Below are 15,488 nucleotides of genomic sequence, written 5' to 3'. Positions count from 1 at the left end.
AAAAGAAAAATTTCCCGATATTCTAAAGTTGATATAATTAATTATAGCAGAATAACTATTAATACATCATTTAGTTGCATGCCCATGCATAATGAACTCATCCTAACTTCACTTGCATATAAATATGAAGACTGCATGTCATACTTATATACATATAAAAATGAGGAGGATAAAACTAAATCTAGTTTGAGCGTTAGTAGGAGTGGTTGGAAATGTTCCATGCAGTAAAAATGAAAAATGTGATAAAGAAAGAAGGGAACTTAAGATGTGGAGAGAAAAGCAATTTAGTAAAGTAATCGATTTGATTAGTGTTATAGCAATCACTCTGATATTGATATTTTTCATGCCAACTAAAATTGTAGAAGCGCAACCGCTAGTAGAAGCAAATGATTCTGCCGTTCTTGTAAAAGAAGAAGGAGGTAGTGTAGTAGAATTTGACTTATCAAAAAACATGGTACAGACTAAAGAAATACATTTGGCAAGTGGTACAACAGCGAAAATTGTTGCTGAACCAGTGTTTGATAACCATTTACGTTTAGGTAATGGAGTATGGAATATCTATTATTATTCAGTAATTTTTAATTGCGGCTTTAATATTAGAGTAAGTAGTAATAGTATTAGTAGTGCTTATGATCCTTGGTACTATCATGTGGGGGTCAGTGTGAAATCTAGTTCATTGAAAAGAGATAGCACAAAACAAGCAACTTATTATTTCGAGTTTGGAACTCCGATATGGGATTTTGGCGGATGGAGTGGCTGGTTAAGAGCATCAATTAATAGCTCAAATAATTTGGTCGTAACTGTTAAATAGGATGGGGGCTCTAGGAATAATAATAGCCATCATCAGTTTTATTTTGGCGGCAGGTGTAACAATATTGATCATTCGTGTGCTAAAACAGTATTTCACCAAATCATAGCTCAAATGTGATCAAGTGAGGGTCATTAAGAAAATGGGATTCTAATTGGTCGTTAGGTTCTGCTAAAAAATGAAAAAACTCTTTATCTTCTCAGTTTTATCATACTAGAAGACAAGGAGTTTTTTATTAGTTGTGGCGTTTCTTTTTTTCGATACAATACAAGATCGGAGGATTATTTTTTTGATTGATAAATTGATAATTCAAAACATTGAATTGTTCTTGAGGCAATGCTTGGCAAAAGTTTTGTACCATATCTAGTTCTGCTTCGCCACCTTGATGACCATAATAAACGACGATGATCATGCGACCTTGTGGAACTAAACGTTTCAAGATTTCTTCCATCGCTGTTTTTGTCGTTTCAGGTAGCGTGATGACGGATTTATCACTTTTGGGTAAATAGCCTAAGTTGAAGATACCAGCTTTGATCGGTTGTTGTTCAGCAATGACCGCACCAATGGTCTCATGTCCTTGTAAAAACAGTGTCGTCCGCTCTAATAAGCCATTCTCTGACAATTTTTGTTGCGTGGACTCCAATGCTTGTTGTTGAATATCAAAACTATATACTTGACCAGTTTTTCCGACTTTTTCTGCAAGAAATAAAGTGTCATGCCCATTGCCCATCGTGGCATCAATCACATAATCTCCTGGTTGGATGATTTCCTCCAATAGCGTATGACTATAATGAAGTGCCGTTTTCAACATCCGCTTTTGACTCCTTCTCGAATATTGTACTTTCCTTGATAACTATTGCGACGAATCATTTCTTCATCGATCGCATTCAAGACTTCCCATTTTTTCAAACTCCACATTGGCCCGACCAATGAATCCCAAGGCGCATCACCAGTTAAACGATGGATGATGATCTCTTGTGGGATCATTTCTAATTGGTCACAAATGACAGATACATAATCGGCTCGACTCATCAATTGCAGTCTGCCCTCGTGATAGTCACGTAACATCTTTGTTTTACGCATCAAGTGCATCAAATGTAGTTTGATTCCTTGGATATCAGAATCTAAGATCGTGCGACGAACATTTTCCCGCATCATATCCAATGATTCTCCTGGCAATCCGTTGATCAGATGCGTACATACACGTATGTCGTGCTTCCGTAATTTCGCAACACCGTCTAGATATGTTTGATAATCATGTGCCCGATTGATCAGGACAGAGGTTTCTTCATAAGTCGTTTGTAAGCCTAATTCTACCCATAAGTATAAACGTTGATTCAATTCAGCTAAGTAATCCACGACTTCATCAGGTAAGCAATCTGGTCTGGTACCAATTGATAAACCAACGACACCTGGTAGGTTGATGACCTGTTCAAATCGTTCACGAATGATTTCGACAGGCGCATGGGTATTCGTGAAATTTTGAAAGTAAACGATGTATTGATTCACTTGTGGCCATTTTTTGTGCATCATATCGATTTCTTTTTGAAACTGGATCGGTAGTGGCTCCTCAGGAGCAACGATCATATCACCAGAGCCAGAAACACTACAAAAGGTACAACCACCGTGGGCAACTGTTCCGTCACGATTGGGACAATCAAAGCCACCATCGATCGGTACTTTAAAAATTTTTCCACCAAATTCATGGCGTAACGCATAATTCCAAGAATGGTAACGTTTATTTCCTTCAGCATAAGGAAATTCCATTAAAATCCCCTCTTCCTATTTGATTGTGTAAATGGCAAGCGTTGTTGGATATACCAAGGATAAGTCAAGCATAACCAAAACAGGCTCAAGCTATAACCACCGAGGATATCACTAGGATAATGGACACCCAGATAGACACGACTAGCACCAATACTCAGAATCAGTAAACCTAACAATACTTGGATCATCCATGCCCATTCTCTCGTCTTGATCAAGGATGGCATCAAAAAAATCAGTGTGCCATACAAGATCATACTCGTTGCGGCATGTCCGCTGGGAAAACTATACGTCGTTTCGACAACTAAATGTTGAAGACTTGGACGGTCACGCATCACTAAAAGCTTGATCAGTGGATTTAAGATCCCAGCAATTAGCACAAAATTGAGGGTAAACCAATAAAGTTCTTTTCTTTTTTTCTTGAACCATAACCAAAGAGCAACTAATCCAAATACTAAAATGACAGTTATTGCATTTCCCAATGTCGTGATCAACCGCTGAAATGGATTCCAATCAGGATAAGGAATACGAATCCAATGGGTCAGCGTTTGGTCAAAACTAGACAATAGATCCACACGAAATAAGACAAGTAGACTCAACGCTAGAAAAAGCAAGAAGCAACTTGCGGCTGAGATTTGGAAGATTCTTTTATTTTTCATTTAACTCCTCCTTCATGCTCAATCATTATAGCATTTATTATAAAAACGAAAAACAAGAGTTTTCTATTCCTGTTCACTTGGATCAATGAATAAAAATATATTGTTATGCAAGTTGTAATGTAATAGCAACCCTCAAGTAATATAACCGACATATTTAATTTAAAAAATAGGTGGTCATATATAATTTAATAACTCGGAATCGTTTGATTAAAGGGTTAACAAAAGCGTCAAATCAAAAAATTACGAAAGATTACATAAAGATTACAAAACAACGTAATAGTCTTAAATAACTTTTAATAAATATTAAGAGAAGTTATAATTATTGATAAGGCTAGATAAAAGTAATTAAATATGGGGGATAGTATATGCAAAAGGAATTAGTAGGACGAAAAGAGCGCAGACGTCTGGAACAAGCAAAGCGTTACCGTAAAGCAAAGCGAAGTGCGGCAATCGTCGGAACCGCAATGGTGGGCTGTTCAGCTGTAGCACCAGTATTACAATCAGTCGCTGTCAATGCGGATGAAACACCGATCCAAATGAACTCTCGGATCAATACCGCTGCATTTATCACAGAAATTGCAACATTTGCACAACCAATCGCAAACGCGAATGATTTGTATGCTTCAGTAATGATCGCTCAAGCAGTCGTCGAAAGTGGTTGGGGTGGCAGTACATTATCACGTGCACCGTATCATAACTTATTTGGGATCAAAGGAAGCTACCAAGGACAAACTGTTTATATGGACACGCTTGAATTCTTGAACAACCAATGGGTGACGAAAAAAGAACCTTTCCGTCAATATCCTTCTTTCGCAGAGTCTTTTAGTGACAATGCCTATGTACTTAGAAATACTTCATTTGGTAATGGCTACTACTATGCAGGTGCTTGGAAGAGTAATACTCGTTCTTATATGGATGCTACTGCCCATTTGACAGGACGCTATGCGACGGACCCAAGTTATGCAACAAAATTAAACAATCTTATCATGACGTATGGCTTGACTAAATATGACACACCAGCAACTGGAAATGCAGGCGGTGGTGCGACGACTGGCGGCGGCAATACGATTAATACAGGTAACACAGGAAGTACAAATACAGGAAGCACGAATACAGGAAATACTGGTGGAAGTACGACTACTGGTTCAACGACGTACACAGTAAAATCTGGTGATTCTGTTTGGGGCATCTCAAATGCTCATGGCATCTCAATGGCACAATTGATTGAATGGAATAATATTAAAAATAATTTTGTTTATCCAGGACAAAAATTGACGATCAAAGGTGGTACAGCTGGCGGATCTTCAACAACAAATTCAGGAAACAATACAGCTTCTGCAGGTAGCAGTTCTGCTGGAACAACAACAAACAATTCGTCCGGTACGCGTTATACAGTCAAAGCAGGTGACTCTGTTTGGGGTATCTCGAATGCTCACGGCATCTCAATGGCACAATTGATTCAATGGAATAATATCAAGAATAATTTTGTTTATCCAGGACAAAGCTTGATCGTTTCTAATGGTGGGTCTGCTTCTGTAAATACACCATCGACACCAAGCACAACACCATCAACACCATCAACACCAAGTACAGGTGCTTCAGTTTCTGGTGCAAAATATACGGTCAAAGCAGGTGATTCTGTCTGGGGTGTCTCTCATGCCCACGGTATCTCAATGGCCCAGTTGATCCAATGGAACAACATCAAGAACAACTTTATTTACCCAGGACAACAGTTGGTTGTTTCAAATGGTGGCGCATCAAGCACTGTATCAACGAGTCCAGCACCTTCAACAACGACGAATAAGCCAACGACTTCAAACACAGCAAGCCAAGGATCAGGCACCTACACGGTCAAAGCAGGTGAATCGGTGTGGAGCGTCGCAAATAAAAATGGGATCTCGATGAACCAATTGATCGAATGGAACAATATCAAAAATAACTTCATCTATCCAGGTCAAAAACTGATCGTAAAAGGTGGTAGTACAGCAGCACCAACATCTACACCGACAACAACGCCGGCAGCTGCGCCAAGCACACCGAATACGTCAGCAGCAACGAACACATCAACGTCTGGTGATACGATCTATACGGTCAAAGCAGGTGAATCTGTTTGGGGTGTAGCTGATAAACACGGCATCACGATGGATCAACTGATTGAATGGAACAATATCAAAAATAATTTCATTTATCCAGGCCAAAAAGTGGTCGTGAAAAAAGGAAATACAACAGCAGCACCTACGTCTAATGATGGCAAACGTTACACGGTCAAAGCAGGTGAATCCGTTTGGGGTGTAGCTGATAGCCATGGCATCTCAATGGCGCAATTGATCGAGTGGAACAACATCAAAAATAACTTTATCTACCCAGGACAAAGTTTGATCGTTGCAAAATAATCGATCTGACTGAAATAATAGTTGATTGATTCAATAATATTTGTTACTATGAAGCTACTAAAAATTTAGTTGATCAACGTTTGAAAAGGAAGTAGTAAAAAGTCGAAAGTTTTAGAGAGCACATGGTTGGTGAAAATGTGTACGGACGCTTTTGAACTCGCCTTTGAGTTGCACCTGCTGAACAGTTCTCCCAGTAAGCAGAGGCGGTGACGACCGTTACAACGTTCAAGGCCTTGTTTAGTAAGGCAAAATTAGGTGGTACCACGTAGATTACGTCCTATAAAAAGAGCAATCTTTTTATAGGATTTTTTTGTTTTTCAAGGCCAGATGCTAAAAGAAAAACAGATCATTACATCAAAATAGGGGGTTCAAGATGAGCTATAATCACAAAGAAATTGAAAAAAAATGGCAAAAATATTGGGCAAAAAATAACACCTTCAATACGCATGATGAACCAGGCAAACCAAAATTCTATGCGTTGGATATGTTTCCATATCCATCAGGACAAGGTCTACATGTTGGGCATCCAGAAGGCTATACTGCAACAGATATCTTAGCACGTTTCAAACGTAGTCAAGGTTTCAACGTGTTACATCCAATGGGGTGGGATGCATTTGGACTACCAGCAGAACAATACGCATTGGATACAGGGAATGACCCTGCAGAATTTACGCAAAAAAATATTGAAACCTTCCGTCGCCAAATCAATTCACTTGGTTTTAGTTACGATTGGAATCGTGAAGTCAACACAACAGACCCTGAGTACTACAAATGGACACAATGGATCTTTACTAAATTATATGAAAAAGGGTTAGCCTATGAAGCAGAAGTAGCAGTGAACTGGGTACCTGAACTAGGTACAGTAATCTCAAACGAAGAAGTGATCGACGGCAAAAGTGAACGTGGTGGCTATGATGTCATCCGCAAACCAATGCGTCAATGGATGCTGAAAATCACCGCATATGCAGATCGTTTGATCGATGACCTCGAGCTTGTGGATTGGCCCGAAAGCATCAAAGAAATGCAACGTAATTGGATCGGACGTTCAGTCGGAGCAAATGTCACGTTTAAAGTGGCGGGCACAGATAAAGAATATACGGTCTTTACTACACGTCCAGATACGTTATTTGGAGCAACCTACTCTGTGCTAGCACCAGAGCTAGACTTAGTTCGTGAGATCACAACTCCAGAACAAAAAGAAGCAGTCGAAGCGTATATCGCAGAAACAGCGAAAAAATCAGATCTGAAACGAACAGATCTTGCTAAAGAAAAAACCGGCGTATTTACAGGGGCGTATGCGATCAACCCAGTAAATGGCAAGGAAATCCCTATCTGGATCGCTGATTATGTGTTAGCTTCTTATGGAACAGGTGCGATCATGGCAGTACCGGCACATGATGAACGTGATTACGAGTTTGCACAAACGTTTGATCTAGAAATCTTACCAGTCATCGAAGGTGGCGATACTTCAACAGCTGCCTACACAGAAGATGGTGTGCATATCAATTCTGATTTCTTGAACGGATTGAACAAAGAAGAAGCCATCGAGGCGATGAATCAATGGTTGGCAGAACATGGCGTTGGGAAAAAAGAAGTCAGCTATCGCTTGCGTGATTGGTTATTTTCTCGTCAACGTTATTGGGGAGAACCAATCCCGATCATCCATTGGGAAGACGGCACAGTGACAACAGTAGCAGAAGAAGAATTACCACTACGTTTACCAAAAACAAGCAATATCCAACCAAGTGGCACAGGGGAGTCACCATTAGCAAACATTGACGAGTGGGTCAATGTCGTTGATCCTGAAACAGGTAAAAAAGGCCGTCGTGAAACGAATACGATGCCACAATGGGCAGGAAGCTCATGGTATTACCTACGCTATATCGATCCACATAATAAAAAAGAATTAGCTAACTATGAAAAACTAGAACGATGGTTACCAGTAGATATTTATATCGGTGGGGCAGAACATGCGGTACTTCACCTATTGTATGCTCGCTTCTGGCATAAATTCCTTTACGATATTGGCGTGGTACCAACAAAAGAGCCTTTTGAAAAATTGTTCAATCAAGGAATGATCCTTGGAGAAAACAACGAAAAAATGTCTAAATCTCGTGGTAATGTCGTCAATCCTGACGATGTCGTGGAAGCATATGGTGCGGATACGTTACGTCTTTATGAAATGTTCATGGGACCATTAGACGCATCGATTGCTTGGAGTGAAAATGGCTTAGAGGGTAGCCGTAAATTCTTAGATCGTGTTTGGCGTTTGATCGTGGATGAAAATAATAAAATGCGTGATCGCATCACGACACTGAATGACGGTAAACTGGACAAAGTATATCATCAAACAGTTAAAAAAGTCACAGAAGATTACGAAAATCTACATTTCAATACAGCGATTTCTCAATTGATGGTCTTTGTCAATGAAGCATATAAAGTCGATGCCTTACCTTATGAATATATTGAAGGATTCGTACAATTACTTGCGCCGATCGCGCCACATATCGGTGAAGAGCTATGGGCGATCCTAGGCAATGAACAAGATCTTTCTTATGCACCATGGCCGACTTATGATGAAACTGCTTTGATTGAAGATGAAGTAGAAGTCGTCTTCCAAATCAATGGAAAAGTTCGTGCAAAAGCCAGTGTCGCACGTGACTTATCAAAAGAAGAACTAGAAAAAACAGCGATGGACGATGAGAGTATCAACGAACAACTAGAAGGAAAAACAATCAGAAAAGTGATCGTGGTTCCCAATAAATTAGTCAACATCGTCGCAAATTAACAATTAAATACCAATAGAAAAAAATAAAAACGAGATGCCACATTCTCATGGAAATCATTTGGATTTCATGAGAATGTGGTTTTTTTTATAAATTTCCATCGGAGGGAAATTTTATTATCAGTGATGATTTCATATTTTTACTCTATGTAATAGTTATCCCTTTTTGTTCAAGGAATAGTAACTATCTAGTGTAGAATAAGAAAAGGTAAAGTCAAAAAAATAGTTATCAACTGAAGTTCATGTGTAGGATGTTTTTTTACCTTGCTAACGGTAAAAAAAGATTTTATTAGTATTTTAAAATTATAGATAATGTCTATAGGATGTGTATATTTTTTTACTTTGTAGAGAGGAGTGGATGATTGATTTCATATAAATGATCTTGCTTTTGCTAGCAATATTTTTTGTGAAGGGGGCCTTAGCTAACTACATATCTTTTTCTACAGCTGTACTTTGCAGAGAATTTATAATCAAGCAGTTTGTTTTAGACGATTATTTATAATGTTCTTTTTATCCAAAAAGATCGATGATGAAATGTATTGTCAAAAAATAAGAGAGAGGAGAGAAACTTTGAAAGCAAAAAAAATAAGGATTATCGCTGCATCGTTTCTGTTGTTTCAACATGTGTTGATGCCTTCAGTAGTAATGGCTATAGAAAATGAACCGACAGCTAGTGCAGAGATTACACAAGAACAACCAGAAAGCGACTTGTCTGGAGCAACAACCGAAATGGTCGAAGAACAAGAATCAATGATTCACGAAGAGCTACCAGAAGTACCGAAGGAACCTGAACCACAAGCAGAAGTGACAGAGGAGTCCCTAGAGACAGTGGAACCACAAGCAGTGCCTCCACTTGATGAAAGTCTTTTATCTGGCTATTTGGGGCGATTGAATTTGTCTACAGAAAATGTTAGAGAGTTGACTAATCACGGTAGAAGTTCATATCTAGAAAATATCTTACAAAATGCAATTAATCGAACAATCGATTTAAATACAGCTGCAGGTTCATCCACAACATTCGCAGTTACTGTACCGACTCACTCTTTAGTTGAAAGAATCAACGGCAGTAATGGATGGATTTCGTCAATTGCGACTGACAGTCCTGCAGGAATGCCGGACGAATTTTACACACAGATGTACTACGGCAATCATTCGACCCACCAAAATACTTATAATTTGAATAATATAGTATCAAGTAATTCAGCTATTGAGGTTTCTGCAACAGTGATAAAGAATACTAACTATACTGCAACCATCAATTTCACAGTTACACGAACACAAACAGGGAATACAGCGATATCATTAGATATTCGTGGAAATGTAGCGCTAGGTTCAACGGTTGTCGCAACGCAGTTTCCGAATATTGCTACACCAAGGAAAGTGATGGAGCTCAATTATACAGGGGAAACAATTGGACACTTGACTATCAATCCGGTTGCTTCAGTGGGTGTTTATGAAAATGTGACTGTTCAGGCGACGAGAAGTCAGAGTCTTCCTCAATCAGTCATTCAAGGCTGGTTCCATACATTACCGAGTACAGGTAGTTGGAGTTATTCCACGGTTAGTTTGGGAGGCGGCTGGTATCCTGGTTACAGTAATAGAATACCAGTGTATCTTCAAAATAACAATTCGACCGCAGGTCCTACACAATTTTGGACAAACGCAACAGTCGTAGATACCGAAGCTCCTACTGGAACAGCAAAAACGACGTGGACGTCCATTCAAGCGAATCGACATCGCGATTTCACTCAAGAAGAGCTCCGATCCGCAATAAATACACTTAGTGATAATTGGACATATCCAGAAAACATAAAGGTGACTTATGAACGGAACTTATCCGAGTTAAGACCAGGTACATCTTATCAAACTGGCTTTACCATTACGGATGAATCGTTAAATGCTGGCTATGTTTCACCAACAAGAATCTCTATTGTTGATACATTAGCCCCAACAGGAACAGTACAAACAGAGACAATCGATCTTTCTGAAGTGACAACAGAGATTCCTTCGCGAACAGATCTCATGCAGTTTTTAAATGATGATCTTGATGATAACTGGACCTTACCAGAAAATATCATTATTCAACTCGTTGACGAAAATGGTACAGTGATAAACTTACAAAATTTAGAATCATCAGATGCTATCCAGACAGGTTATATTCGTTTAGAAGATGAGCGAGGAAATCAATCAAACTTACAAGAAGTCAAATTTACACTAGATAACGAAGGACCGACAGGAAATGTCGTAACCCAACCTGTCGATTTCCAAGCACGAAGAAAAGATGAATTGACGAGAGACGATCTATTACAGTTCTTTACTGAAGATCCATTGGATAATACGACGGCCTCAGATCAAATCGATCTTTCTTTGCGGAATGATTTAGGAGAAATTGTGAGTGTCGTCAATGTCGCACCTTCGATGACCGTCTATGATGCAAAAGTCCGTTTACAAGATATCCGAGGCAATCAGACGGAATATCCTGTGAACTATCGAGTGATCGATACGCAAGCGCCGACAGGAAGCGTCAAAGGAACTTGGACCGTTTTTGAGGCCGATCGTTATCGAGATTTTACTCAAGAAGAGTTGCGTTCCTTGATCAATAATTTAGCGGACAATTGGTCAGAGTTAGAAAATATTCAGTTAGAAAATCACCGACACTTGTTTGATTTATCTCCTAATTCAACGAATTCATATCATCCGACGGACATCACTGCAACCGATGAAGCTGGGAATGAATATGTCTTTAAAAATACCATGACACGGATAGTGGATACTACCGCTCCAACAGCCAATTTTAAAAATGAAGTCATCGACTTTTCGAGTCATACAGCTAATACTTTTTCACGAACAGACTTGTTGCAGTTCTTAAATGGAGATCCTAGTGATAACTGGACATTGCCACAGAATATTGTCATTGAATTAGTGGATAGTGAAGGCAACGAGTTTGAGTTAGATGATTTAGAATTCAAGGAATATATCGGTTACATCCGGTTGACGGATGGACATGGGAATCAGTCAAGTCCTCACGAAGTCAAATTCAAAGCAGGAGACAACGAAGGACCGACAGGAAATGTCGTAACCCAACCTGTCGATTTCCAAGCACGAAGAAAAGATGAATTGACGAGAGACGATCTATTACAGTTCTTTACTGAAGACCCATTGGATAATACGACGGCCTCAGATCAAATCGATCTTTCTTTGCGGAATGATTTAGGAGAAATTGTGAGTATCGTCAATGTTGCACCTTCGATGACCGTCTATGATGCAAAAGTCCGTTTACAAGATATCCGAGGCAATCAGACGGAATATCCTGTGAACTATCGAGTGATCGATACGCAAGCGCCGACAGGAAGCGTCAAAGGAACTTGGACCGTTTTTGAGGCCGATCGTTATCGAGATTTTACTCAAGAAGAGTTGCGTTCCTTGATCAATGATTTAGCGGACAATTGGTCAGAGTTAGAAAATATTCAATTGAAAAGTCAGTATCCCTTGTATAGTTTAGAGCCGAATACTGAATACAATACCTATTACATGGATCTCACAGCAACCGATGAAGCTGGGAATGAATATGTCTTTAAAAATATCATGCCACGGATACTAGATACCACAGCACCCGACGGAACATTAAAAGATCCATTGGTGTTCACAAAAGGACAAACAGTACCAGATGCTCGTGAATTTCTAGATGGGGATCCAACGGATAACTGGTCATTGTCACCAGATATTCAAGTCGAAGTTGCGTATGAAAATAATGTCGCATTTGCGGATTTAGCGGTAGGCGATCATGGTGTAACGATCACCTTAACAGACCAAGCGGGCAATGTTCGGACACTGAACAGTCAAGTCACGATTCTAGAAGATACGTCCGAGTACATTGATGTGACGATTCCTGTGAACGTATCCTTTGCAGAAAGTAAAGAAAGCAATGGTATCGTCTCACCAACATATCAGATCCAAAACAATGCGGAACGAGCGGTCCAAGTGTCAGTGAGTTCGGTCGTTAGTCAATCCGCTACGGAAAAACTAACAGAAATCGATCTTGGGGTAAAAAACAATTTGAATGACAATCAAGTCATGTTGATCTCATCAGGAAAAAACCTCAATAACCGCAGAGAATTAGGAACGATCGAAGGGCATAGTGCTTCTTTCTCCTTCTCATTATTTGGCACAGTTGGTGAAAACTTTGATTTTGAAGGCTTGGATGATCCCTTGAATCCAATCTACAGTATGCGTTTGAATTTCCATGCGCAGTAATTGATAAGAAGAAGTTGCACAACTGTGTGACTTCTTTTTTGTACGTAATCTTATAACTATTTTCCTAAGCGATACGGAAAAATCTATTTTGAAAAGAAAGCGATTTCATTTTATAGTGAATATAAGAAATCCAATTAAAAAATTAGAGGAGTGATCGTAATGAAAAAAGCATTGATTATTTGTGCCGCAGGAATGTCTTCTTCGATGATGGCATCAAAAACAACAGAATATTTTAAAGGAAAAGGGGAAGAAGTATTTGTTGATGCGGTTTCTGCAACTGAAGGGGACAACCAAATCAAGACAAGTGATTTCGATTTGTTCTTGATCAGTCCTCAAACAACAATGTACTTGGATAAATTTGTTAAACTAGGAAAAACAGTAGGGAAACCGGTCGTAAGTATACCATTCCAAGCGTATGTTCCTATCCCTACAGGTATCCAAAAATTAGCGGAGCTGATTGAGGAAAATATATAGACGAATAGGGGAAGATAATAATGAAACAAACAGAAAAAGAGTTATTGCGGCAATTGATTGATCATCAAGGAGAATACCTCACGAGCCAGTACCTCGCTTCTGAATTATTATTATCTGACCGTACGATTCGCAACTATTTAAAAACATTGAATGAAGTGATCGAAAACAATGGCGGAAGACTCATCGCCAAGCAAGGGCAAGGGTATCAACTAGAGATCATCAACAAGCTTGCTTTTGCCCTGTTTTTAAAGCAACGAGAAGTAACTGTCGAATATGGTGATCAGGTGACTGAGTTTTATGGTTCAGAAGATCGAAAAAAGTACATTTTAAATAAACTACTTTTGGAAGATCGCGCAATCGTGATCGATGATTTGGCAGAAGAGTTATATATCAGCCGTTCGAGTTTAGTGAATGATATCCAAGAAATCAAAGAGAAGATCGCCGAATATTCGTTGAAAATTGTGTCGAAACATAAGCAGGGAATGTGGATCGAGGGTCAAGAACAGGACAAGCGACATGTGATCATGGATACCTTTTTTGGAAATAAGTATACCAATTCTTTAAAAGAATATCTCGGTAACAGTCAATTTTTCAAGGAAATCAATTTTGAAGAATTAGTGATCGTCATCTTGGACGAGATTCGTGAATCCAAATTGAAGGTGTCCGATTTTGTGATACAAAATTTAGCGTTACATTTAGCATTGGCAATCAAGCGAATGCGAGCTGGTTTTGAGATACAAGTACCTGAAATCACTGGAGAAGAAATCCATGAGACCGAATATCAAGCAGCTAAGAAGATAACCAGACGGATCGAGTCTATAATGAATGTTCGTTTCCCAAAAGATGAAATTGCTTATTTAGCGTTACATTTGATGGCTAAATCGAATCAAAATCATAAAAGGGAGAATCAGAAGTTAGTGACAGAGTTAATGTCAGTTCTTAAAGAGTTAGCTCAGGTTCTGGGGCAGTCCATCGTCGAGGATTATCAATTCAGGAATGGCTTACTCAATCATTTAGAACCGATGCTGGTTCGCTTAGAGCGAGGAATCGCTCTGGAAAATCCTTTAACAAAAGAAATCAAAAAAGAAGATCCGAGAGCATTTGAATTAACCAAACACTATTTTGGTCAAATGCCTTCGCTGAAAGGTTATAAAATCAATGAGGATGAATGGGCGTATTTAGCGCTTCATTTAATGGCAGCAATTGAAAAAAATAAGGTAGATTGTAAACTACAGGCATTGATCATTTGTGCGACTGGCTATGGAAGTGCGCAATTGCTAAAAAATCGAGTGTTGAGTGAATTTGGAAAAAATATTGCAGTGAATCAAGTGAAAGGCTATTACGAAATCGATGAACAGTCGTTAGAAAATGTTGATTTGATTATTTCTTCCATTGATTTATCAACGATGTTTTTCAAAGTCCCTGTTCTTCATGTCAGTGTTTTCTTGAATGATCAAGATGTTCAAAAAATCCGTAAAGTGATTGAAGAACATCGCCCAAGTTGTTTCGTGAAGCCTCAAGAATCTGTCTCACTCATGAAAGAAAAGAGGGCATTTTACGAAGAGCAGATTTCAAAAAAATGGTTTAAAGTCTATTCTTCAGCACCAACAAAAGATCAAGTGATCGCTGAATTGTTGGCACTTTTACAAGAAGATGAAACGGAGAATTATACGTCTGAGATGTCTCACCAAATCAAACGTCGTGAGAAAATGGGGCAAATCATTTTCAGTGAACAAGTAGTTGTCCCGCATCCAGCGATCCCAGTGGGGGTTACTGCTAAAATTGCAGTGGGGATCATTCCTGATGGGATGGCATGGGATGAACAAGGGGCGCTCCATTTTGTCTTTCTAGTCTCTCCTTCTTGTATCGAGAATGAAGGAATCACTGTTGTAACGAAGGCAATCGTAAAATTTATTGATCGATTGGATCTACAGCAGCTGATTTTAGCTGAACCAACGTTTGAAAACTTTAATCAACAATTTATGAAAATGATTTACTAAGGAGGCGTCTTGATGACGGAGAAAATGACGAGTGAAGAGCTCCAAGTGACCGCATTTGATATTATTTTTCACAGTGGCAATGCACGAACATTGATCCACGAGGCATTTGCTTTGTTACGAGCAGAAAGCTTCACAGAAGCTGAAGAAAAGCTAAATGAAGCGAATCAGGAGATTTTGGAAGCCCATAGGTCACAAACGCATTTATTGAAAGAATATGCAAGTGGGCAAAAGATCGAAATGGAAATCATCATGGTCCATGCGCAAGATCATCTGATGACGACGATGACTTTGTTGGAAGTGGCAAAAGAGATGAGTTACTTATATCAAAAATAAACAAGAACGGAGGTGGGA

At 39.1% G+C, this 15,488-nt stretch carries 10 protein-coding genes and 1 other annotated feature; of the genes, 7 read left to right on the top strand and 3 right to left on the bottom strand.

Annotated features, from left to right (window positions below):
• Positions 1-265: 265 nt before the first annotated feature.
• Complete coding sequence (locus tag HZ311_RS06250; protein WP_137072937.1) at positions 266-811, top strand: DUF5626 family protein; 546 nt, start codon at positions 266-268, stop codon at positions 809-811.
• 232 nt (positions 812-1,043) lie between these two features.
• Here HZ311_RS06250 and mnmM read toward each other — a convergent pair whose 3' ends face one another.
• From mnmM to HZ311_RS06235, 3 genes are read right to left on the bottom strand one after another with little or no spacing between them, the layout of a single operon-like run.
• On the bottom strand, positions 1,044-1,619 hold the full coding sequence (gene mnmM / locus HZ311_RS06245; RefSeq protein WP_010734136.1) for a tRNA 5-(aminomethyl)-2-thiouridylate-methyltransferase MnmM: 576 nt from the start codon (positions 1,617-1,619) through the stop codon (positions 1,044-1,046).
• On the bottom strand, positions 1,613-2,575 hold the full coding sequence (mnmL, locus tag HZ311_RS06240) for a tRNA modification radical SAM protein MnmL/YtqA (RefSeq protein ID WP_010734137.1): 963 nt from the start codon (positions 2,573-2,575) through the stop codon (positions 1,613-1,615). The genes mnmM and mnmL overlap by 7 nt, the downstream gene beginning before the upstream one ends.
• Positions 2,575-3,231, bottom strand: a complete 657-nt coding sequence (locus HZ311_RS06235) for a phosphatase PAP2 family protein (RefSeq protein WP_010734138.1) — start codon at positions 3,229-3,231, stop codon at positions 2,575-2,577. The genes mnmL and HZ311_RS06235 overlap by 1 nt, the downstream gene beginning before the upstream one ends.
• Positions 3,232-3,596: 365 nt before the next feature.
• Here HZ311_RS06235 and HZ311_RS06230 point away from each other — a divergent pair, with 365 nt between their 5' ends.
• The 6 genes from HZ311_RS06230 (at position 3,597) to HZ311_RS06205 (ending at position 15,470) form a co-directional block, all read left to right on the top strand.
• Complete coding sequence (locus HZ311_RS06230) at positions 3,597-5,624, top strand: LysM peptidoglycan-binding domain-containing protein (protein ID WP_137072935.1); 2,028 nt, start codon at positions 3,597-3,599, stop codon at positions 5,622-5,624.
• Positions 5,625-5,694: 70 nt separating this feature from the next.
• Positions 5,695-5,907: a binding site (T-box leader), on the top strand.
• A 90-nt stretch (positions 5,908-5,997) separates the two neighbouring features.
• Positions 5,998-8,412, top strand: a complete 2,415-nt coding sequence (gene leuS, locus HZ311_RS06225) for a leucine--tRNA ligase (protein ID WP_178946538.1) — start codon at positions 5,998-6,000, stop codon at positions 8,410-8,412.
• Positions 8,413-8,979: 567 nt separating this feature from the next.
• A complete protein-coding gene (locus HZ311_RS06220; protein ID WP_137072933.1) occupies positions 8,980-12,663 on the top strand; it encodes a hypothetical protein in 3,684 nt (1,227 codons plus the stop codon).
• A 159-nt stretch (positions 12,664-12,822) separates the two neighbouring features.
• Positions 12,823-13,137 carry a PTS cellobiose transporter subunit IIB gene (locus tag HZ311_RS06215; RefSeq protein ID WP_010734143.1) on the top strand — a complete coding sequence of 105 codons (315 nt, stop codon included), beginning with the start codon at positions 12,823-12,825 and terminating at the stop codon, positions 13,135-13,137.
• A gap of 20 nt (positions 13,138-13,157) precedes the next feature.
• Positions 13,158-15,137 (top strand): BglG family transcription antiterminator, encoded by a 1,980-nt coding sequence (locus tag HZ311_RS06210; protein WP_023520480.1) that lies wholly within the window; start codon positions 13,158-13,160, stop codon positions 15,135-15,137.
• Between the two features lie 12 nt (positions 15,138-15,149).
• Entirely contained in the window at positions 15,150-15,470 is a 321-nt protein-coding gene (locus HZ311_RS06205) for a PTS cellobiose transporter subunit IIA (RefSeq protein ID WP_137072931.1), read from the top strand.
• The last annotated feature ends 18 nt before the right edge of the window (positions 15,471-15,488 follow it).

Source organism: Enterococcus mundtii (assembly GCF_013394305.1).
Lineage (GTDB): Bacteria > Bacillota > Bacilli > Lactobacillales > Enterococcaceae > Enterococcus_B > Enterococcus_B pernyi.
This window is presented reverse-complemented; position numbering and strand designations above follow the sequence as displayed.